At 68.1% G+C, this 20,570-nt stretch carries 17 protein-coding genes; 7 read left to right on the plus strand and 10 right to left on the minus strand.

Going from position 1 to position 20,570, the window contains the following annotated elements:
* Positions 1-15: 15 nt before the first annotated feature.
* The 10 genes from tssH to tssA all read right to left on the minus strand — a co-directional run bounded on the left by tssH (position 16) and on the right by tssA (position 10,747).
* A complete protein-coding gene (gene tssH / locus NJF35_RS03895; protein WP_225786609.1) occupies positions 16-2,691 on the minus strand; it encodes a type VI secretion system ATPase TssH in 2,676 nt (891 codons plus the stop codon).
* Positions 2,684-3,736 carry a type VI secretion system baseplate subunit TssG gene (gene tssG / locus NJF35_RS03900; RefSeq protein ID WP_225786608.1) on the minus strand — a complete coding sequence of 351 codons (1,053 nt, stop codon included), beginning with the start codon at positions 3,734-3,736 and terminating at the stop codon, positions 2,684-2,686. Before tssG ends, tssH begins: the two co-directional genes overlap by 8 nt.
* Positions 3,700-5,562: a type VI secretion system baseplate subunit TssF gene (gene tssF / locus NJF35_RS03905; protein WP_253080275.1), complete on the minus strand. Its 1,863-nt coding sequence runs from the start codon at positions 5,560-5,562 to the stop codon at positions 3,700-3,702. The genes tssG and tssF overlap by 37 nt, the downstream gene beginning before the upstream one ends.
* Entirely contained in the window at positions 5,559-6,074 is a 516-nt protein-coding gene (gene tssE, locus NJF35_RS03910; protein WP_225786606.1) for a type VI secretion system baseplate subunit TssE, read from the minus strand. The genes tssF and tssE overlap by 4 nt, the downstream gene beginning before the upstream one ends.
* A complete protein-coding gene (locus tag NJF35_RS03915) occupies positions 6,068-6,523 on the minus strand; it encodes a hypothetical protein (RefSeq protein ID WP_225786605.1) in 456 nt (151 codons plus the stop codon). The genes tssE and NJF35_RS03915 overlap by 7 nt, the downstream gene beginning before the upstream one ends.
* Positions 6,520-6,960: a type VI secretion system amidase effector protein Tae4 gene (locus tag NJF35_RS03920; RefSeq protein WP_225786604.1), complete on the minus strand. Its 441-nt coding sequence runs from the start codon at positions 6,958-6,960 to the stop codon at positions 6,520-6,522. The genes NJF35_RS03915 and NJF35_RS03920 overlap by 4 nt, the downstream gene beginning before the upstream one ends.
* Positions 6,961-7,028: 68 nt before the next feature.
* Positions 7,029-7,517 carry an Hcp family type VI secretion system effector gene (locus tag NJF35_RS03925; RefSeq protein WP_225786603.1) on the minus strand — a complete coding sequence of 163 codons (489 nt, stop codon included), beginning with the start codon at positions 7,515-7,517 and terminating at the stop codon, positions 7,029-7,031.
* Positions 7,518-7,616: 99 nt separating this feature from the next.
* The gene (gene tssC / locus NJF35_RS03930; protein ID WP_225786602.1) at positions 7,617-9,110 is read right to left on the minus strand and encodes a type VI secretion system contractile sheath large subunit; all 1,494 of its coding nucleotides are present in this window, start codon (positions 9,108-9,110) and stop codon (positions 7,617-7,619) included.
* A gap of 11 nt (positions 9,111-9,121) precedes the next feature.
* The gene (gene tssB / locus NJF35_RS03935) at positions 9,122-9,637 is read right to left on the minus strand and encodes a type VI secretion system contractile sheath small subunit (RefSeq protein ID WP_225786601.1); all 516 of its coding nucleotides are present in this window, start codon (positions 9,635-9,637) and stop codon (positions 9,122-9,124) included.
* Between the two features lie 72 nt (positions 9,638-9,709).
* A complete protein-coding gene (tssA, locus tag NJF35_RS03940; RefSeq protein WP_253080272.1) occupies positions 9,710-10,747 on the minus strand; it encodes a type VI secretion system protein TssA in 1,038 nt (345 codons plus the stop codon).
* Positions 10,748-11,143: 396 nt separating this feature from the next.
* Between tssA and tagH the strand changes: the two genes are divergently transcribed.
* The 7 genes from tagH to NJF35_RS03975 are packed head-to-tail and all read left to right on the plus strand — an operon-like array spanning position 11,144 to position 20,567.
* On the plus strand, positions 11,144-12,496 hold the full coding sequence (tagH, locus tag NJF35_RS03945; protein ID WP_253090686.1) for a type VI secretion system-associated FHA domain protein TagH: 1,353 nt from the start codon (positions 11,144-11,146) through the stop codon (positions 12,494-12,496).
* Between the two features lie 46 nt (positions 12,497-12,542).
* Positions 12,543-13,031, plus strand: coding sequence for a type VI secretion system lipoprotein TssJ (tssJ, locus tag NJF35_RS03950; protein WP_225786598.1), 489 nt, complete (start codon positions 12,543-12,545; stop codon positions 13,029-13,031).
* A gap of 15 nt (positions 13,032-13,046) precedes the next feature.
* Complete coding sequence (gene tssK, locus NJF35_RS03955; protein WP_225786597.1) at positions 13,047-14,381, plus strand: type VI secretion system baseplate subunit TssK; 1,335 nt, start codon at positions 13,047-13,049, stop codon at positions 14,379-14,381.
* A 6-nt stretch (positions 14,382-14,387) separates the two neighbouring features.
* A complete protein-coding gene (locus tag NJF35_RS03960; RefSeq protein ID WP_253090687.1) occupies positions 14,388-15,689 on the plus strand; it encodes a DotU family type VI secretion system protein in 1,302 nt (433 codons plus the stop codon).
* On the plus strand, positions 15,686-19,192 hold the full coding sequence (gene tssM / locus NJF35_RS03965) for a type VI secretion system membrane subunit TssM (RefSeq protein ID WP_253090688.1): 3,507 nt from the start codon (positions 15,686-15,688) through the stop codon (positions 19,190-19,192). The genes NJF35_RS03960 and tssM overlap by 4 nt, the downstream gene beginning before the upstream one ends.
* Positions 19,189-19,851 carry a type VI secretion system-associated protein TagF gene (gene tagF / locus NJF35_RS03970; protein WP_225786594.1) on the plus strand — a complete coding sequence of 221 codons (663 nt, stop codon included), beginning with the start codon at positions 19,189-19,191 and terminating at the stop codon, positions 19,849-19,851. Before tssM ends, tagF begins: the two co-directional genes overlap by 4 nt.
* Positions 19,848-20,567, plus strand: coding sequence for a PP2C family protein-serine/threonine phosphatase (locus tag NJF35_RS03975; RefSeq protein ID WP_253090689.1), 720 nt, complete (start codon positions 19,848-19,850; stop codon positions 20,565-20,567). The genes tagF and NJF35_RS03975 overlap by 4 nt, the downstream gene beginning before the upstream one ends.
* Positions 20,568-20,570 lie beyond the last annotated feature (3 nt).

Here is a 20,570-nt window from a genome sequence, read left to right on the forward strand (position 1 = left end):
CCGTACGGCGCGCCGTCAGCCGGCAGCGCCGAAGTCATAGTGCAGGTCGTTGTCGCGGCGGCTGATGGCGACGCTGGCCAACGGCTTGCCTTCGAGCAAGCGGGTGAGGAACTCGCGGCTCATGTCCGGCAGCAGGCCGTTGGTCAGGATGGCGTCGATCATGCGGCCGCCGCTCTCGGTCTCGGTGCAGCGCGAGACGATCAGGTCGAGCACCCCGTCGTCATAGGCGAAGCCCACCTTGTGCGTGCTCTCCACGCGCTTGCGGATGCGCTCCAGCTGCAGGCGGGCGATGGCCTTGAGCATGGCATCGCTGAGCGGGTAGTAGGGGATGGTCACCAGGCGGCCGAGCAGCGCTGGCGGGAAGATCTCCAGCAGCGGCTGGCGCAGCATCGTCGCCACCGACTCGGGCTCGGGCAGGGCCTGTGGATCCTTGCAGATGTCGGCGATCAGCTCGGTACCGGCGTTGGTGGTGAGCAGGATCAAGGTGTTGCGAAAGTCGATCTGGCGGCCTTCGCCGTCTTCCATCACGCCCTTGTCGAACACCTGGAAAAAGATCTCGTGCACGTCCGGGTGGGCCTTTTCCACCTCGTCGAGCAGCACCACGCTGTATGGCCGGCGCCGCACCGCCTCGGTGAGCACGCCGCCCTCGCCATAGCCGACGTAGCCGGGCGGGGCGCCCTTGAGGGTGGAGACGGTGTGGGCCTCCTGGAACTCGCTCATGTTGATGGTGATCAGGTTCTGCTCGCCACCGTACATGGCCTCGGCCAGGGCCAGGGCGGTCTCGGTCTTGCCCACGCCGGAGGTGCCGGCGAGCATGAACACGCCGATCGGCTTGTTGGGGTTGTCGAGGCCGGCGCGGGAGGTCTGGATGCGCTTGGCGATCATCTTCAGGGCATGGTCCTGGCCGATGATGCGCTTGGCCAGGTGCGTGTCGAGGTTGAGTACGGTCTCGATCTCGTTGCGCGCCATGCGCCCGACCGGGATGCCGGTCCAGTCGGCGACCACCGAGGCGACCGCCTGGTAGTCCACGGTCGGCAAGATCAGCGGGCTCTCGCCTTGCAGGGCGGTGAGGCGTTGTTGCAGGTCGACCAGCTTCTCGCGCAGCTCATGGCTGCCCTGGGCATCGACCTCGTGGTCGACCACGCCCACCTGCTCGCGCAGTTGCGCGCGGGTGGCCAGCAGTTCGTCGACCAGGGCCTTTTCCTCCGCCCAGCGCTCCTCCAACCCGGCCAGGCGTTGGTGCTCGGCCTCCAGCAATGCCTCGGCCTGGGCCTGGCGCTGGTCGGTGACGACGCCGATGGCCTGTTCGCGGGCGATGATCTGCAGCTCGACGTCCAGCGCCTCGATGCGTCGGCGGCTGTCGTCCACCTCGGCCGGTACCGCGTGCAGGCTGATGGCCACGCGGGCGCAGGCGGTGTCGAGCAGGCTCACCGACTTGTCCGGCAACTGGCGCGCCGGGATGTAGCGGTGCGACAGCTTGACCGCCGCCTCCAGGGCCTCGTCGAGGATCTGCACCTGGTGGTGCTGCTCCATGGTCGAGGCCACGCCGCGCATCATCAGCAGCGCCTTGTCCTCGCTCGGCTCGGCCACCTGCACCACCTGGAAGCGGCGGGTCAGGGCCGGGTCCTTCTCGATGTGCTTTTTGTACTCGGCCCAGGTGGTCGCCGCCACGGTGCGCAGGCTGCCCCGGGCCAGCGCCGGCTTGAGCAGGTTGGCGGCATCGCCGGTACCGGCCGCGCCACCCGCGCCGACCAGGGTATGGGCCTCGTCGATGAACAGGATGATCGGCTTGGGCGAGGCCTGTACGTCTTCGATCACCTGGCGCAGCCGCTGCTCGAACTCGCCCTTCATGCTGGCGCCGGCCTGCAGCAGGCCGACGTCCAGGCTGCGCAGCTCGACGTCCTTGAGCGCCGGTGGTACGTCGCCGGCGACGATACGCAGGGCGAAGCCCTCGACCACCGCGGTCTTGCCCACCCCGGCCTCGCCGGTGAGGATCGGGTTGTTCTGCCGACGGCGCATGAGGATGTCGACCAACTGGCGGATCTCCTCGTCGCGGCCGACGATCGGGTCGAGCTTGCCGTTGCGCGCCTGCTCTGTGAGGTCGACGGTAAAGCGCTTGAGCGCCTCCTGCTTGCCCATCGCCGCCGGCGCCACGGCGCCGCTGGCCTCGCCCGGCACGGCGGCGCTGAAGCCGTCGCTGGCGCCCAGGTTGTTCTCCGGCGAGTCGCCCACGTATTCGTCGAAGCGCTCGCTCAAGGCCTCGACCTTGAGCTTGGCGAACTCGCCCGAGAGGTTCAGCAGGGCATTGCGCAGGCTCGCTGTCTTGAGGATGCCCACCAGCAGGTAGCCGGTACGCACCTGGTTTTCGCCGAACATCAGGCTGCCGTAGACCCAGCCGCGCTCCACCGCTTCCTCGACCTGGGACGACAGGTCGGTGATCGAGGTCGAGCCGCGCGGCAGGCGGTCCAGGGCATCGGTCAGGTCGCGGGCCAGGCGGGCCGGCTCGACGTTGAACTGGCGCACGATGCGGTGCAGGTCGCTGTCCTGCAGTTGCAGCAACTGGTGCAGCCAATGCGCCAGCTCCACATAGGGGTTGCCACGCAGCTTGCAGAACACCGTGGCGGCCTCGATGGCCTTGTAGGCGATGCTGTTGAGTTTGCCGAACAGCGCGGCGCGGCTGATTTCACCCATGGTCCTGACTCCTTGTGGCAGGTGGTTCGACCGGCTGCTCGGCGTAGTACCGGGCCAGCGCAAGGTCGTTGGCATCGTGTGGCGGACGGCCGAGCCAGGTGTCGAAACCCAGGCGTCGGCCAGCGTCGAGTTGCAGGGCGGGTACTTCGTCCCGCCGCAGGATCAGGTTGAGGTCCCAGTCCAGCTCGTGGCCCAGGTACTCGGCGACCCAGGCTGCCAGCTCGACGAAGGCGCTGCCGCCGGGGAGCAGGGCGTGGTACTGCGCCAGGCTCAGCGGCCCGAGGCACAGGCGGAACTTGTGCTGGCGGTCCCAGGCATAGCGCCCCAGGCACAGGTCGACGCCCAGGCGGTTGGCACGGGCGCCCAGGCGGCTGCGCTCGGGCAACTCCAGCCACTGGCCGACGTATTCCTCGAGGGTCACCGGTACGCCGAAGTAGCCCGACAGGATGCTGCACAGGCCGTCCGGGTAGCGGGTCTGCGCCGCCAGGTGGCCCGACCAGTGCAGCTTGGCGGTATCCGCCAGCGGCCCCTGGCCACGCAGGGCCGGCAGGCCACGGCCGCTCAGGGCGGCCAGGCGTGCGGCCCAGTAGTCGTCGTCCGGGCGGTCGTGGCTGACGGTGGGCCGGGCCTCGGCCCAGGCACGGTAGAACAGGCTCAGCAGGCGGTGGTGGAAGATGTCGAGGAAGCGCTTGCTAGTAGGGTCGGCGTGGTTGCGCTGGCGCTCGCGCATGTACTCGGTCAAGTGCAACGGCAGCGGGCCGTTGGGGCCGCCGAGGCCGAAGAAGAACTGCTCCAGGCGCGCCGGGCCGCCGTCCTCGGCGGGCGTCACCGAGGCCAGGGTGGCTGGGGCGAAGGCGCAGTCCAGGCGCTGGCCGAGGCGCACCGGCTCGTCGGCCAGGCGCAGGGAATGGCCGAAGCGGGGCAGCTCGGGATGTTCCGCCTCGAGGCGACGCAGGGCCTGGAAGAAGTCGTACTCCCAGGGCTCGGCCTGCATGGCCTGGAGCGTGTTCACAGGGTCGGTCGGCATCCGGGCTTGGCTTTCCATCGCATGATCTCGCCGCGTTCGCTGGTGCGCAGCACGGTTTCGGTGAAGCTGTTGATGGACACGTAGCGGGTCAGGAAGCGTTCGAACACCGCACCGAGGAGAAACACCCCGGTGCCACGGAAGGCGTTCTCGTCGAACGCCAGGGTGATTTCCAGGCCCCGGCCGAAGACGATCGGCCCGGGCATCGGCAGGCGCCGGGTGCAAGGCTTGGCGCTGACCTCGCGCAGGCCGTCGATCTGCAACTGCAGGGCACCGTCCTGGCTGTCGCCGTAGAGGCGCAGCAGCTCGCGCAGGGCGGCGGCGCCCTGGCCTTGTTCGGTCAGCGACAGGTAGTTCAGCGACAGCTGGCTGATCAGGCGCCAGGCGCGGTTGTCGTGAGCATGGCTGGCCCTGGGGCGGCTGGGGCCGGCCAGGCAGCGCACGGCGGACACCGGCGCGCTGTCGGCCAGGTTGAAATCGCTGCGGCCGTCGCCGATGTTCATGAACAGCGGCAGGTCGCGGTTGCTGCACAGGGCGCTGATGCCCAACTGGCGCAGGTCGTGGCGGTAGGGGGCGTGCTGGCCGTCGACCAGGCTGACGAAGGTCTCGCTGCCCATGTAGCTCGAGCGTGTACCGTTGCGCCGCTGTTCGCTGGACAGCACCCGTGGCTCGCGACGCACGATGTAGTAGGCCTGGTCGCGGCCATAGCGCGACGGGTCGCGCACGGCGTAGAACGGCAAGAACGCTTGGTCCGCCCCGGTGCCGTGGCCGGTGACTTGTTGCAGCGAGTGGATCTCGAAGTCGGTCGGCCGGGTGCGGTCGGCGATCACATGGTGCTCGTTGACCTTGTCGGTGAGGTGGATGCGGTCCACCCGGCGCGGGAACAGGTTGATCGCCGGGGTGCAGAAGGGCACGAACTGGGCCTCGCCGACGCTGCTTTCCAGGCTCTGGTCGAAGCGCTCGAAGAGGATCACCAGCTCCAGCTCCTCGCCGGTGCAGCGCTGCACCGCCCGCTCCAGCCCGGCGAAGTCGACGAACAGAAAGCGCTGGGGCAGGGCGAAGTACTCCTGCAGCAGGCGATAGCCCTGGAAGGCCTGGGGCACCACTGGCAGCGCCGCCTCGCAGTCGTCGAAGCCACGGGGGCGCAGGGCCTGCTCCAGGGGAATGCGCTCGACCCACTCGCCGCCCGGCTGGCGGGCGAACACCGCGCAGGCGCTGCCGAGCAGCTGCTCGTACAGGCGGAACGGGGTTTCGTCGGCGCCGTTGAGGTACAGCGGCAGGTGGCTCAGCGGCAGGCTGGCGAAGGGGATCCCGGCGCCGCTGCGCAAGGTCAGGCGCAGCCCGGCGCGGGCCTGTGGCTCGCTGGCGGCGAGGCGGCCGAGCACGGCGCCGGGGTTGCCGAAGTATTCGGCGCGCGCCACCCGCAGCGGCCACAGGGTGACGTCCTGGGTGCTGCGAAATTCGCACGGCGTCTGCGAGTCGCGGCCCAGGTTGGCGCGCAGCACGCTGCCCCGGGGCAGTTGGAAGCCGGCGGCGAGCGAGCCTTCGTCGGGGTCGGTCTGCAACTGCACCACGGTCATCGAGGGAGTCGGCGCCAGGTAGTGCGGGTAGGCGATCTCCAGCAGGTTGTGGGTGAAGGTCGGGTACTCGGCGTCGAGCTTGAGCTGGACTCGCGCGGTGAGGTAGGCAAAACCTTCGAGCAGGCGCTCGACGTAGGGGTCAGCGCAATCGATGCCGGCCAGGGTCAGGCGGCCGGCGATCTTCGGGTACTCCCTGGCGAACTCCGCCGCGCTTTCGCGGATGTGTTGCAGCTCCTGGTTGTACAGCTCGAGCAGGCGCGGGTTCATGCACGTCTCCGGCGGTCGGCGGGGGCCACGCGCACATGCCCGGACTCCAGGTCCAGGTCGGTCTGCAGCAGCAGCGGCAGGGCCGCCGGCTGGGCCCAGAGGTCGCCCTCGATCTCGAAGCTCAAGGCGTTGGCGTTCATTTCGGCGGGCGCGACCTGGGCGCGCACGCGCAAGGTGTGGGCGAGGATGCGCGGTTCATAGGTGACGATGGCCTGGTGGATGATGCGCTCCAGGGCGAGGGCGTCGATGTTCGAGGCGCTGTTGCCGGCCAGGGCCGGCAGGCCGTAGTTGATCACCGAGGCACCGGCCGGGGTGTCCAGGGTCGCGGCGCTGTCGAGCAGCGAGGTGGTGTTGAGCAACCAGGTGAGGTCACGCAACACCGACGCCTTGAGCTGCTGCAGGGATAGCACGCGCTTGTCCGGCGCCTCCTGCGGGTTGCCGGGATCGTCGTCGGTCAGGCGATCCAGCAGCGAGGGCTGCAAGCGGTCGCGGGCGGCGATTTCGGCTACCACTTGAACAGGCCCACGAAGTTCTTCTGGTCGACAGCCCCGGTCGTGCAACTGGCACTGTGGGCGACGACCGAGGGTTCCAGCTGGTTATTGAACCAGCGGATGGCCTGGTATTGGCTTCGGCAACTGCCTGGTGTCGGGGTATCGAAATCAATGTGCCTGACAATAATGATCTGCGCGCCGTTGAAGTGTTCCACGCGCGGCTCCCCGGAACGCCTGTCGGGGCTGAACTGGCACGGCCAGGGTATTTCCAGTTGCAGGAGTGTCTGGTCTGTCTTGCTGCGCAGGGCGCAACGCCCCTGATGGTTTTCCAAGGTCAAGCGCCGCTCGGACAGTGTGACATGCGGTCCCTCGGGAAGCGGCTCGGTGGCGGCGGGACGTTCTTGCGCGCAGGCACTCATTGAGGTCGCCAACGAAAGAACGATCATCGGCAGTGTATGGCACCGTTTCATTTCAGCTCCCAGAACCAGACGGCCTTGGAGCGGTGGGCCTGGTCGGCGAACTCGCCGGTCACCAACCCACGGTCCCAGAGATCTATATGATCGCCACTGCGGTCCTCGAACGACTGTCCGGCGCGGGCGAAGCAATCCTTGAAGAAGATGATGCCACGCTTGGTCTTCAGCTTCTGGCGGTCCTCGGCGCTGCCGCTGAGTTGCACAGGGGCGCCCAGGTGGTGTTTCCACAGCCAGTTGGCCAAGGACTCCGCGCCCCGGGCATGGCCATGGGCACAGCGCGGTTCGCTGTAGCTGGAGGCGTTGACCTTGACGCTGCGTTCCCCATTGAGGGCGATGCTCATGCGAATGGCGCACTGGTTGTCCCACGGTCCGTCGCAGGGAAACTGGTCGGACGGGTAGGCATTCCACAGATTGATAAACGAGGGCTTGGCCATGGTCTTCACCGGGTGCGGCTGACGCGTCGAGGAAAACGCCTGCGGGCATGGGCCGCAGGCGTACTCGGTCAGATCTTGACGTTGGAGCGCACGTTCCAGCCGTACTTGATCGGGCCGCCATCCTTGCTGCCATCGGCTTTCTGCGGCTGGTAGTCGACGGTGACCTTGGCGAAGTTCAGGGTGATGTTCTCGGTCAGGCGGTCGTCGCTGCCCGAGCCACCGGTGCTCAGGGAGCTGATGAGGACCTCTTCGAGGTTGATGATCAGGTACTCGACCTGGTTCTCGCCCCCGGCCTTGCGCACGGTCAGCTTGACCTTGTCGATGTGCTTGCCGCTGGAGCAGTGAGCCATCAGGTTGGGGCTGGACTTGTCGACGTACTTGGTCACCGACAGGTCCTGGATATTGACCTTACCGGCGCCACCGCCGCCGCCCATGTGCATGTTGCCGGACTGGGACATGCCCCAGCTCCAGTTCAGCACGTCGATCTCGTCCTTGTGGGCCTTGTCCATGGACTCGCCCTTGATGTCGCCGATCTTGATGAAAATATCTACAGCCATGGTCTCTCCGGAAACGCTCGTCGTTTGGCAGTTTTGTCGGGGCGGCCTTGCCGCTCTTCGCGGGCAAGGCCGCCCCGACAGGGTTCAGCGCCGTGTCGGTCAGGCACCCTTGGCCGAAGGCAGCTTCGTCACCAGGCGCAGCGACACGGTCAGCCCTTCGAGCTGGTAGTGCGGGCGCAGGTAGAAGCGCGAGTTGTAGTACCCAGGGTTACCTTCGACCTCCTCGACCACCACTTCGGCGGCCGCCAGCGGGTGTTGGGCCTTGGTGGTCTCGGTGGAGTGCGCCGGGTCGCCGTCGACGTAGTTGAGGATCCAGTCCTGCAGCCAGCGCTGCATCTCGTCCTTCTCCTTGAACGAGCCGATCTTGTCGCGGACGATGCACTTGAGGTAGTGGGCGAAACGGCAGGTGGCGAACAGGTACGGCAGGCGCGCGGCCAGGTTGGCGTTGGCGCTGGCGTCCGGGTCGTCGTACTCGGCCGGTTTCTGCAGCGACTGGGCGCCGATGAACGCGGCGAAGTCGGTGTTCTTCTTGTGCAGCAGCGGCATGAAACCGTTCTTGGCCAGTTCCGCCTCGCGACGGTCGGAAATGGCGATCTCGGTCGGGCACTTCATGTCCACGCCACCGTCGTCGGTGGGGAAGGTGTGCGCCGGCAGGCCCTGCACCTCGCCGCCCGACTCCACGCCACGGATGCGCGAGCACCAGCCGTAGTGCTTGAACGAACGGTTGATGTTCACCGCCATGGCGTAGGCGGCGTTGGCCCAGGTGTACTTGCTGCTGTCGGCGCCGTCGGTGTCTTCCTCGAAGGCGAAGGCCTCCACCGGGTCGGTCTTGGCGCCATAGGGCAGGCGGGCGAGGAAGCGCGGCATGGTCAGGCCGATGTAGCGCGCGTCTTCCGATTCGCGCAGCGAACGCCAGCCGGCGTATTCCGGGGTGGTGAAGATCTTGGTCAGGTCGCGCGGGTTGGACAGCTCCTGCCACGAGCCCATGCCCATCACGGTCGGCGAGGCGGCGGAGATGAACGGCGCGTGCATGGCCGCGCAGATCTTCGACATCTCGCCGAGCAGCTCGACGTCGGGCGGCGACTGGTCGAAGTAGTAGTCGCCGACCAGGCAGCCGTACGGCTCGCCGCCGAACTGGCCGTACTCCTCTTCGTAGAGCTTCTTGAACACCGGGCTCTGGTCCCAGGCGGTGCCCTTGAACTTCTTCAGGGTCTTGTGCAGGTCGCTCTTGGACACGTTGAGCACGCGGATCTTCAGCTGCTCGTCGCTCTCGGTGTTGTTGACCAGGTAGTGCAGGCCGCGCCAGGCGCTTTCCAGTTGCTGGAAGTCCGGGTGATGGATGATCTGGTTGACCTGTGCGGTGAGCTTGGCGTCGATCGCCGCGATGATCGACTCGATCGAGCCGATGGCGTCATCGGACACCAGGTTGGTCTGCGCCAGGGCCTGCTCGGCGAGGGTGCGCACGGCGCTTTCGACCGCCTCTTTGGCGCGCTCGGTCTTGGGCTTGAATTCCTGCATGAGCAGGGCGGCGAACTCGCTGGTCTGCTCGGTGGCCGCCGGCTGGGCTTGGGTTTCGCGCAATGGATCGTTCATGGGCGGTCTCCTCAGGCGCTCGGCTCGTTGTCGGCCGGCTTCGGCGCGCTGGCCAAGGCCTGGAGCAGGGCGGGGTCCTTGATGGCTTTCAGGATGATGTCTTCGGCGCCAGTCTTGCCGTCCATGTAGGTCAGCAGGTTGGCCAATTGGGTGCGCGCCTCGAGCAACTGGTTGAGCGCATCGACCTTGCGCGCCACGGCGGCGGGGCTGAAGTCGTCCATGCTCTCGAAGGTGAGGTCCAGGCTCAGGTTGCCGTCGCCGGTCAGTTCGTTGGGTACGTTGAACGCCACCCGGGGCTGCATGGCCTTCAGGCGCGAGTCGAAGTTGTCGACGTCGATCTCCAGGAACTTGCGCTCGGCCACCGCCGGCAGCGGCTCGGCCGGCTTGCCGGCTAGGTCGGCCAGCACGCCCATGACGAAGGGCAACTGGACCTTCTTCTCGGCGCCATACAGCTCGACGTCGTACTCGATTTGCACCCGCGGCGCACGGTTGCGCGCGATGAATTTCTGGGAGCTGTCTTTCGCCACGTTGTTCCTCCTGGTCGCCGGTGCGGCGGCTTCGTTCGTTGCGGGCGTCGGTGATAAGCGGTCCGCGCGGCGTCAGTCGCCTTCGGGGCCGCGCAGGTTCTCGAATTGCGACAGGCCATCGGGGATCAGGTCGCGCACGATGGTCGCGAAATCGGCGTTGACCAGGTTCTTGGCCCGTCGCAGCAGCACCGGCAGCGGGCTCGAGGGCTCGTGGCGGGCGTAGTACTGGAGCAGGCGCTCGAGGCTCTGCACGACGTCCTCGCGGCTGTTCACTTCGCCGGGGCGGGCCGCAGGGCGTGTGGCCTGGGCCGTGGGTAGCGGCGATTCGCCTGGGCTGCCGACCGGCAGTCGTTCGGCGGCGTCGGTCGAGGTGTCGTCGGCCGAGGACGCCGGGCCGTAGTCGGCCAGCACCTGCTGGGCCTGGCGCAGCGGCTGCTTGAGCGCGTCGAGGTCGACGCCGCTGGCCGAGCCGACCTGGTCGCTCACCCGGCGTTCGATGGCCTCGCAGGCCGCGCGAGCCAGGGTCAGGGCCTGGCGGGCCTGTTCCAGCTGCTCGGCGTCGGCATCGCGCAGGGCGGCGGCCAGTTCCTCGACGCTCAGTTGCTCGCTGGCGAAGTGCTGCAGGCCTGCGGCATGCAGGGCGGCGCGCAGCGTCACCGGGCCGAAGGCGCGGGAGCGCACCAGCATGCTGTCACGCAGCAGGGCGAGGTTGGTGTCGCAGGTGAGCCCGGCCAGGGCGTTGATGCGCACGGTCGGGTCGTTGTCGTCGGCGGCGTCGAGCTGCGGATGCAGGTGCAGCCAGTACTCGTCGAGCAGGTCGCGGATCAGTTCGAGGCTGGCCGCCAGGCCAGGCAGACCATGCAGGGCCAGGTTGGCCTGGACCAGGAAGTGGGTGATGCGCAGGTCCTTGCTGCGTTGCAACAGGGCGGTGCAGGACTGTTCGATGTCGCGCCACTGGGGAGGTTCGGCAGGCTGCACGGCATCGCCCATGACCCGCTCCGGACGGCCCTGTGCATCGCGTTCCAGCTGCAGGAAGTCCGGGTCGTATTCCAGGTCGTCGCCGCAGGGAAAGTCTGCGGAAACAGCGGCAAGCAGCAGCGAGGAGTTCACCAGAAATCGATCTCCATATCGGCCCGTGGCATGGGCTTGTATCGGCGCTGGCAACTTTTGTGAACCAGCGCACAAACTTGTCAAAGAGCATTAAATTGATATCGGAGTGATATCATCTTGGCTCTATTAAAGTTGCGCATTTATGGTTTATTTCCAAAATGCTGTCAAGGTAAGCTACACCTCGGCAAAGAGGGCGGTGATCCGTTTGTCAGGCAGGTTTATCCATTTGTCAGGTGCCATCAATGTGCCTGTTCATTATGATTGAATATATCGACCCTGATTCTATTTAAGGCCTGAAAGCCACGTGATTCAAGGGTTGTGCGCATGATGTGGGGCGAGCTGGGCGGCCCATTCATTTGAGGGTGCGCGCGTTTCATATATATGCAAGGAGGCGTGATGGCACTTTGCCTGACCATAACCAGTTATCACAAGATAACACCGGGACAATGCCCGGAAATGTTGCTTGAAACGGGTGCCATCACCATTGGTCGCGGCGCGGACAATGATTGGGTATTGCCCGATCCGGAGCGACTGGTGTCTTCGTCTCATTGTGTGATCCAGTTCAAAGATGGGCGTTATTATCTGACCGATAACAGCACCAATGGCGTGGAGTTGGTGCATGCCGGTGTACGCCTGCGTCGTGGCAACAGCGAACCGCTGATGGACGGTGAAGTCATCCGCATTGGTGACTATGAAATCCAGGCGCGGATCGATTCGGGGTTTTCCGTCCCCGCCGCCGACCAGCCGAGTGCGCACGGGTTCGAGGCGTTGATGGCCAACCAGGTGGCCGCCTCGGCTCCCCCTGTCGTCCCTGCGCCGGTCGTGGTGCCGCCGGGTGCCTCCAGCCATGACACCCTGCCGGACCTGTTCGACTTCCTCGGCCCCTCCAGCGTGCCGCCCGCCAGCCAGCCGGACCATGTGCCGGCCCAGCAGCATGCCTTCCATCCACCGGAGCCGCTCGCCCCGGCGCCCGCCCCGGCAGCGCCTGCCAGCCCGGGCCTGATCCCTGAAGACTGGGACCTGTTCGGCGGCAGCACGCCGCCGCCTGCGCCCCAGGTCGAGATTGCCCCGGCAACACCCACCGAGCCGCTCGCGCCGCCACCACAATCGCAGCCGCAGCCGCCAGCGCCAGTGCCTACCGCCACGGCGCCCATGGCCGATGGAGCGCTGCTCCAGGCGTTCCTGCGCGGTGCGGGGGTCGAGCACTTGTGCATCGATGGCGGTGATGCCGCAGCGCAGATGGAGGCGATCGGCCGCAGCTACCGGCTGATGGTCGAGGGGCTGATCGACGTGCTGCGCGCGCGCAGCAGCCTCAAGGGTGAGTTCCGCATGCAGCAGACCACCATCGCCCCCGTGCAGAACAACCCACTGAAGTTCGCCCCCAACGCCGACGAAGCCCTGCTGTTGCTGCTGCGCCATGGCAGCCAGGCGTTCATGGCCCCCGACCAGGCGGTGCGTGACAGCTTCGATGACCTGCGTGCCCACCAGCTTGCGGTGATGGCTGGGGTCGAGGCGGCCATCAAGCACCTGCTGACGCGCTTCGAACCGGGCCAGCTGGAGGCTCGCCTGGCACCGCCCGCAGGCCTTGGCAAGTTGTTCGGCGGCTCGCGCCAGGCCCATTGCTGGCAGCAGTTCACCGCGTTGTACAAGCAGATTTCCCAGGAAGCCGAAGACGACTTCCAGGACCTGTTCGGCCGTGAGTTCAGCCGTGCCTACGAGGCCCATAGCGCTCGATTGCAACGCTCCTGAGCCAAGCGCCGGGAAGGAAGAAGACCGATACGTCATGAGGACGAGGATGAATGCAAGAAGACTGATCGCCGCCCTGGTTGCCCTGCTGCTCAGTGGCTGTGGCGGGCAGGGCGGGGTCGAACCCTCGGCCGGCCAAGCGCCAGGCGTCACCCTGTATTTCAGTGCCGCTGCCGGGCTCAACCCTGGCGCCAGCGGCAGCCCGGCACCCGTGCGGGTGCGCATCTACGAACTGAAGAACAGCGCCACCTTCGCCCGGGCCGACTACTTCGCCCTGGCCGAGCGCGCCCAGGCCACCCTTGGCGCCGACCTGCTCGACCAGGACGAAGTGCTGCTGCACCCCGGTGAGCAACTGCGCATCGAGCGCCCATTGGACCCGGCCACGCGCCAGGTCGGCCTGGTGGTCGGCTACCGCGAAATCGACCAGGCCCAATGGCGCAGCGTGCTGCCGGTGCCACCGCGCGACTACCAGATCAGCCTCGATGTGCGCGCCGTGCGCAGCGCCGTGGCCACCCCGCAACCTGAACCTGTGCGCTAGGCAATCGGAGAACCCATGTCCTGGAACAATCGAGTGGTCTGGTCGGAAGGCATGTTCATCACGACCCAGCACTTCCAGCAGCACGACCGTTACCTGGAGAACCTCATCGATGCCCGCAGCCGGCCGTTGTCTGCCGCTGCCTGGGGTTTCTCCGAGCTGCTGATCGACCAGGGCCTGCTGGCCCAGGGCAAGCTGGCGATCCTCAGCGCCCGTGGCCTGCTGCCCGATGGCACGCCGTTCGACATCCCCCGTGACGACCTGCCGCCACCGCCGCTGGAGATCCCCGACGACCTGCGCGACGGCGTGATCCACCTCGGCCTGCCGCTCAAGCGCGCCGGCGCGCGTGACACGGTCGACGACGGCCAGGCCCTGGACGGGGCGCGTTATGTCAGCCGGGTGAGCGAAGTGCGCGACGACAACGCGCCGTTCGAGAACCGTGCGCCGCTGGCCCTGGGCAGCCGCGCCCTGCGCCTGTTGCACAGCGAGGATGGCCTGGGCGAGTACGCCGCGCTGGGCGTGGTGCGCATCCGCGAGAAACGCGCCGACCGCGCCCTGGTGCTCGACGACAGCTACATCCCGCCGCTGCTCGACGTGAGCGCCAACGACCTGCTGTCGGGCTTTCGCAGCGAGCTGCTGGGCCTGCTGCACCAGCGCGGCGAGGCGCTGGCCGGGCGGGTGGTGGCCTCGGCCAACGGCGGAGCCTCGGAAATCGCCGACTTCATGCTGCTGCAACTGGTCAACCGCGCCCAGCCGCTGTTCGAGCACCTCAACCAGCTCAGCCCGTTGCACCCCGAGCGGCTGTACAGCGAACTGCTCGCCCTGGCCGGCGAGTTCTCCACGTTCTGCAGCGAAGGCCGCCGCCCGGCCAGCTACCCGGTATACCAGCACGACGACCTGGCGGCGACCTTCGCCCCGGTGATGGCGGCGCTGCGCGAAGCCCTGTCGATGCTGATCGACAGCAAGGCGGTGGCGATCCCGATCGTCGAGAAGGCCTATGGCATCCACGTGGCCATGCTCGCCGACCGCAGCCTGCTGGACAGCGCCAGCTTCGTCCTCGTGGTGCGCGCCGACGTGCCCAGCGAAACCCTGCGCAGCCGTTTCGGCCAGCAGAGCAAGATCGGCTCGGTGGAGCACATCCGTGACCTGGTCAACCTGCAGTTGCCGGGCATCGGCCTGTTGCCGCTGCCGGTGGCGCCACGGCAGATCCCGTTCCATGCCGGCTCGACCTACTTCGAGCTCGACCGTGGCAGCGAACACTGGAAGCAGTTGCAGCACTCCGGGGGCTTCGCCTTCTACGTCGCCGGCGAGTTCCCTGGCCTGAACCTGGCCTTCTGGGCCATTCGAGGATAAACCGCGATGCAGCCCGACGATCCGCAGGCCAACGACCGTACCCAGTTCATGCCGCGCCCAGGCGGGCGCGGCCCGCAGCCTGCCGCACCGGCCGCGGCGGCGCCGCTGAACGTGCCCGCCGAGCCACTGGCGCCGGGCCAGGCCGAGGGCCTCAATCCCCTGGAGCAGGCCGCTGGCCCGCTGCTGGCGCTGCTCACCCGTCTGCGCAACACCATCGCCCACCCCGCGCCGGCCAGCCTGCGCGCGCAACTGCTGGCCTACCTGCGCCAGTTCGAAGAGCGTGCCGAGGCCGCCGGGGTGCCGCGCAACGAGGTGCTGCTGGCGCGCTACGCCCTGTGCACGGCGCTCGACGAGGCGGTGCTCAGCACGCCCTGGGGCAGCGGTAGCGACTGGGGCAAGCAGAGCCTGCTGATCACCGTGCACAACGAGGCCTGGGGTGGCGAGAAGGTGTTCCAACTGCTCGAACACTGCCTGCAAAGCCCGCGCGAGCGGCTCAACCTGCTGGAGCTGCTGTACCTGTGCACGAGCCTGGGCTTCGAAGGCCGCTACCGGGTCATGAACGGTGGTCGCGCCCAGCTCGAGGCCCTGCGCGAGCGCACCGCGGCGGCCATTCGGGGGGCCCGTGGCGAGATCGAGCGCGAGCTGTCGCCGCACTGGCGTGGGGTCAGCGTGGCGCGTGACCGGTTGGCCCAGTTCGTGCCGCCCTGGGTCGGCCTGGCGGTGGCCCTGGCGCTGTTGCTGCTGGTGCTGTTCGGCCTGCGCCTGAAGCTGGCCGCTGACGCCGAACCGGTGTTCCGGGGTATCCACGCCCTGGGCGAGATCCCGGTGCAGGCCATGGACCGCCCGGTGGTGCAGCCCAAGCCGGTGGAACGCCCGCGCCTGGCCGGCCTGCTGGCCGAGGATATCCGGGCCGGGCGGGTCGCGGTGGAAGATGCGGTGGACCGTTCGGTGGTGACCATCCGGGGGGATGAATTGTTCGCCTCCGCCAGCGCCAGCATCAAGGGCGACTTCCAGCCGTTGATGCTGCGCATCGCCGAGGCCATCGCCAAGGTCAAGGGCAACGTGCGCGTGACCGGCCACAGCGACAACCGGCCGATCGCCACGATCCGCTTCCCATCCAACTGGGCGTTGTCCCAGGCCCGTGCCGAGGAGGTGCGCCAGCTCCTCGCCGCGCGCACCGGCCAACCCGGGCGCTTCAGCGCCCAGGGCCTGAGCGACACCGAGCCGCTGGCCTCCAACGGCACCGCGCAGGGCCGGGCGAAGAATCGCCGGGTAGAGATCACCGTTCTGGCGGAGGGCGTCGAGTGAAGGCGTTTTTCAGTTTTGTCATTCGCTGGGTGATCCCGGTACTGGGCCTGCTGGCCCTGAGCCTGATCATCTGGTTCGTCGGCCCGCTGCTCGACTGGCTGGTGCCGGCCGCACCGCGCTGGGTGCTGATCGTCCTGCTGTTCGCGGCGTGGATCGCCTACCGTGTCTGGCGCATCGTCCAGGCCCGTCGCCAGGCAGCCAAGGTGATGGAAAGCCTGGCCGCCGAGACCGCCCCAGACCCGGCCAGCGTAGCCACCGCCGAGGAGCTGGCGACCCTGCGCCAGCGCATGGACGAGGCCCTGGCCCTGCTGAAGAAAGCGCGCCTGGGCGGCGACGAGCGGCGCAACCTGTACGAGCTGCCGTGGTACGTGATCATCGGCCCGCCCGGCTCGGGCAAGACCACCGCGCTGGTCAACTCCGGCCTGCACTTCCCCCTGGCGGCGCAGATGGGCGCCGGGGCGATCCGGGGCGTAGGCGGCACGCGCAACTGCGACTGGTGGTTCACCGATCAGGCTGTGCTGCTCGACACCGCCGGGCGCTACACCACCCAGGACAGCCATGCCCAGGTGGACAAGGCGGCCTGGCTGGGCTTTCTCGACCTGCTCAAGAGCCAGCGCTCGCGTCGGCCGATCGATGGCGCGTTCATCGCCATCAGCCTGTCCGACCTGCTGCTGTGCAGCGATGCCGAGCGCGCCGCCCACGCCGTGGCGATCCGCACGCGTATCCAGGAGCTGTACACCCAGTTGGGCGTGCGCTTCCCGATCTACCTGATGCTGACCAAGCTCGACCTGCTGCCGGGCTTCATGGAGTTCTTCGACAACCTGGGCAAGGAAGAACGTGCTCAGGTCTGGGGCATGACCTTCCCCCTGGACGACGGCCAGCAAGGCGATGGCCCGCTGGCCCAGTTCAGCGGCGAGTTCGCCTTGCTCGAGCAGCGTCTCAACCAGCGCCTGGTCGAGCGCCTGCAACAGGAGCGCGATCCAGCCCGGCGTGACCTGGTGTACGGTTTCGTCCAGCAGTTCGCCGCCCTGCGCGGCAACCTGCAGGTGTTCCTCGACGGCGTCTTCAAGCCCAATGCCTTCGAAGAGCGCGCGCTGCTGCGCGGGGTGTACTTCACCAGCGGAACCCAGGAAGGCAGCCCGATCGACCGGCTGATCGGCAGCATGGCCCAGAGCATGGGCCTGGACCGTGCGCAGTTGGCGCGCCAGAGCGGCACCGGGCGCAGCTATTTCATCGAGCGGCTGTTCACCGCCGTGGCGTTCGCCGAGCGCGGCCTGGTCGGCTGCGACCCCAAGGTCGAGCGGCGGCGCAAGTGGATCGCCCGTGGCGCCCTGGCCCTGAGCGTGGCCCTGGTACTGGTGGTCGGCACCCTGTGGACCCTGAGCTACCGGGCCAACCAGGCCTACATCGCCGAGGTGGACAACCGCCTCAAGCCCCTGGGCCGCAGCGTCCAGGAACTGAGCCCGGCCCAGCGCGAGGTCATCGAGGTGCTGCCGCTGCTCAACGCCGTGCGCCGCCTGGCCGACGACCCGCCGGCCTGGGCCGAGGGCCTGGGGCTGTACCAGGGCGACATGCTCGAAGGCGAGTCGGCCAGCGTCTACCGCAAGCTGCTGATCGCCATCTTCGCCCCGCGCCTGGTCACCCGCATCGAGGAGCAGCTGTATGCCGGCGGCCCCTCCGACTACCTCTACGAGGGCCTGAAGGCCTACCTGATGCTGGCCGACGGCGAACACTACGACGCCGAGTTCATCAAGGCCTGGATCAGCCTCGACTGGGAGCGCAACCTGCCCCGCGACTTGGCGCCCGACCAGCGCCAGGCCCTCGACCAGCACCTGCAGGCGCTGTTCGAGCGGCGCCCGCCCAATGCCCGGCTGGACCAGCGCCTGATCGACGACATGCGCCGCCAGTTGCAACAGCTGCCGGTGGCCCAGCGCGTCTACGACCGGGTCAAGCGCCAGAAGCTACCGTCCGGGGTCGCCGATTTTCGCATCAGCGAGGCCGCCGGGCGCGACGCTGCGCTGGTGTTCCGGCGCAAGAGCGGCAAGCCGCTGGACGAACCGCTCCCAGGGCTGTTCACCGTCGAGGGTTACCGCAAGGCCTTCCTCGCCGCCAGCCTGGCCCACAGCACGACCCTGGCCGAGGAACGCTGGGTGCTTGGCCGTGAAGTGGGCGAGGCGGGCGATGCCAAGCGCCTGGCCGATGACGTGCGCCAGCTGTTCTACCAGGACTACATCCGCCACTGGGATGCCCTGCTGGCGGACCTGGACTTCGTGCCCATCACCAGCGTCGGCCAGGCTGCCGACGTGCTGCGCGTGCTGTCTGGCCCCACTTCGCCCTTGAAGAAACTGCTCCAGGCGGTGGCCAGGGAAACCGACCTGCAACAACCGACCACCCTCGACCAGGCCCAGGCCAAGGTCGAGCAGGCCGGGGTCGACCAGCTACGCCAGCGCCTCGGCGGCCTGCTCGGCGATACGCCGGTGCCCGGCGAGCGCCAGGCAACGCGCGAGGTCGACCCGGTGACCGCGCACTTCGCCGAACTGGCGGCCCTGGCCGACGGCGGCGAGGGCGAGCCCGCCGCGCTCGACGGCCTGCTCAGCGACCTCAACGCCTTGTACGTGCAGGTCAGCGCCATGGTCGGCGCCAGCGGCGAGGCCCTGCTGGGCGAGGCCAAGAACCAGGTCCAGGCTGCCTCCCAGCGTGTGTCCCTGGGCGCGGCGCGCCAGCCGAAGGTGGTCCAGGAACTGGTCGGCTCGGTGGTCGGCTCGACCAACGCGATCGTCATGGGCGGGGTGCGCAACCAGCTCAACGCGGCCTGGACCAGCGAGGTGGTGAGCGTCTATCGCCAGTCGTTGAGTGGCCGCTACCCGCTGTCAGCCGGCAGCCCACGCGACGCGACCCTGGAAGACTTCGGCCAGTTCTTCGGCGTCGGCGGGGTGATGGACAACTACTTCCAGAAGTACCTGCAACCCTACGTCAACACCGCCACCTCGCCGTGGAGCTGGCAGCCGGGCGCGGCGCAGAAGCTTGGCATCAGCTCGAACGTGCTGCACACCTTCCAGCGTGCCGCGGCGATCCGCGACGCCTTCTTCCGCAGCGGCGGCGGGCTGCGCCCTGGGGTGCGCTTCGAACTCAAACCGGTAGCCATGGATGCCTCGATCACCCAGTTCTTGCTCGACCTCGACGGCCAGCAGGTCAGCTACGACCACGGCCCGAGCCGCCCGGTGGCGCTGCAGTGGCCCAACCCCAACAGCATCGGCGTGGTGCGCCTGTCGATCTCGCCGCCATTGGCCAATGGCCGCTCCGGGATGACCCTGGAAGGGCCTTGGGCCTGGTTCCGCCTGCTCGACCAGTCCGACCTGGTGGCGGGCGGCTCGCCGGAGCGCTTCAACCTGCGCCTGCGCGTGGAAGGGGCCAGCGTGTCCTACGAGCTGCGTGCCAGCAGTGCCTTCAACCCGTTCCGCAGCCGTGTGCTCAGCGGTTTCAGCCTGCCGGAGCGCCTGTGAACGACGTGGGGTTCTACGGAAAGCTGGCCTGCCGTGGCGACTTCGTCAGCCGTGGCCTGCCGACGAGTTTCATCCAGCCTTGGGACCAGTGGCTGGCCGCCGGGATCCAGGCCAGCCAGCGCCAGCTCGGCGAGCAGTGGTTGCAGGCCTACCTGGTCAGCCCCCTGTGGCGCTTTGCGCTGGCGCCGGGGGTGTGCGGGCCCCAGGCCGTGGTCGGCGTGCTGATGCCGAGCATCGACCGGGTGGGCCGGTACTTCCCGCTGACCGTGGCGCAGGTGCTGGAGCCAGGGCAACGGCTCGCCGCGGCCGTGGGCGGGGGCGAGGCGTGGTTCGAGGAGGTCGAGGCCACGTTGCTGGCCACGCTCGAGCCCGATGCCGATTTCGACGCCTTCGCGGCGGCCTTGCAGCCCTTTCGCGACACCCGGCCGCTGCCCCAGGCGATGCCTGCGCGGCTGACGGTGGGGGGGCTGCAACGGCTGGACGCGACCACGCCCGAAGGCCGCGCCCTGGCCCTGGCCGAGTGCGCCTGCGAGGGCATGAGCCTGTGGTGGGGCAGGGGCTCGGAGCGTATCGCTCCTGGCTTGATGCGCTGTGCCGGCTTGCCGCGCAGCGAGGATTTCGCCGGGTTTCTCCTGGGTAGCGAGGCAGATTTCGGATGACCGCCATGCATTACACCGCGGCCAGTTACAGCCATACCGGCATGGTGCGCCGGATCAACGAAGACGCCTGCCTGGAGCTCACCGCCGATGGCCTGTGGGCGGTGGCCGACGGCATGGGCGGTCATGCCGCTGGCGACTACGTCAGCAGCCTGACCGTCGACAGCCTGCGCCGCCTGCCGCCGTGCCAGGGCCTGGAAGAGTGCGCCCAGGCGGTGCGTGACAGCCTCGCCTGGGTCAACCGTGCGGTGCGCGACGAAACCGTCCGCCGTGGAGTGGCGATGATGGGCAGCACCGTGGTGGTGCTGGCCGTGCGCGGCGACCAGGGCATCGGCCTGTGGGCCGGCGACAGCCGCCTGTACCGCCTGCGCGATGGCCGCATCGAGCGCCTGTCCCACGATCACAGCTACGTCCAGGAACTGCAGGACAGCGGCCTGCTCAACGAGGCCGAGGCCCGTGTGCACCCGCGCGGCAACATCGTCACCCGTGCCATCGGTGTCGAGGACCGGCTGGAGTTGCAGGCGGTCGCGCTGCAGGTGCTGCCCGGCGACACCTACCTGTTGTGCAGCGATGGCCTGACCAAGACCGCCGAGGACCACGAGATCGGCGACGTGCTCGGCCACGCCGACCCCTACCAGGTGGTGCGCGGCCTGGTGCACCTGGGGTTGACCCGTGGCGCTCCCGACAACATCACCGCCGTGGTCGTCAAGGCCGGCTGAAGA

This window comes from Pseudomonas guariconensis (assembly GCF_024127895.1).
GTDB lineage: Bacteria > Pseudomonadota > Gammaproteobacteria > Pseudomonadales > Pseudomonadaceae > Aquipseudomonas > Aquipseudomonas guariconensis_B.

What these genes read in the sequence shown, in the direction of transcription:
- tssH (WP_225786609.1), bottom strand. Translation starts at nt 2,691, where the DNA reads ATGGGTGAAATCAGCCGCGCCGCGCTGTTCGGCAAACTCAACAGCATC.
- tssG (WP_225786608.1), bottom strand. Translation starts at nt 3,736, where the DNA reads ATGGAAAGCCAAGCCCGGATGCCGACCGACCCTGTGAACACGCTCCAG.
- tssF (WP_253080275.1), bottom strand. Translation starts at nt 5,562, where the DNA reads ATGAACCCGCGCCTGCTCGAGCTGTACAACCAGGAGCTGCAACACATC.
- NJF35_RS03915 (WP_225786605.1), bottom strand. Translation starts at nt 6,523, where the DNA reads ATGAAACGGTGCCATACACTGCCGATGATCGTTCTTTCGTTGGCGACC.
- NJF35_RS03920 (WP_225786604.1), bottom strand. Translation starts at nt 6,960, where the DNA reads ATGGCCAAGCCCTCGTTTATCAATCTGTGGAATGCCTACCCGTCCGAC.
- NJF35_RS03925 (WP_225786603.1), bottom strand. Translation starts at nt 7,517, where the DNA reads ATGGCTGTAGATATTTTCATCAAGATCGGCGACATCAAGGGCGAGTCC.
- tssC (WP_225786602.1), bottom strand. Translation starts at nt 9,110, where the DNA reads ATGAACGATCCATTGCGCGAAACCCAAGCCCAGCCGGCGGCCACCGAG.
- tagH (WP_253090686.1), top strand. Translation starts at nt 11,144, where the DNA reads ATGGCACTTTGCCTGACCATAACCAGTTATCACAAGATAACACCGGGA.
- tssJ (WP_225786598.1), top strand. Translation starts at nt 12,543, where the DNA reads ATGAATGCAAGAAGACTGATCGCCGCCCTGGTTGCCCTGCTGCTCAGT.
- tssK (WP_225786597.1), top strand. Translation starts at nt 13,047, where the DNA reads ATGTCCTGGAACAATCGAGTGGTCTGGTCGGAAGGCATGTTCATCACG.
- NJF35_RS03960 (WP_253090687.1), top strand. Translation starts at nt 14,388, where the DNA reads ATGCAGCCCGACGATCCGCAGGCCAACGACCGTACCCAGTTCATGCCG.
- NJF35_RS03975 (WP_253090689.1), top strand. Translation starts at nt 19,848, where the DNA reads ATGACCGCCATGCATTACACCGCGGCCAGTTACAGCCATACCGGCATG.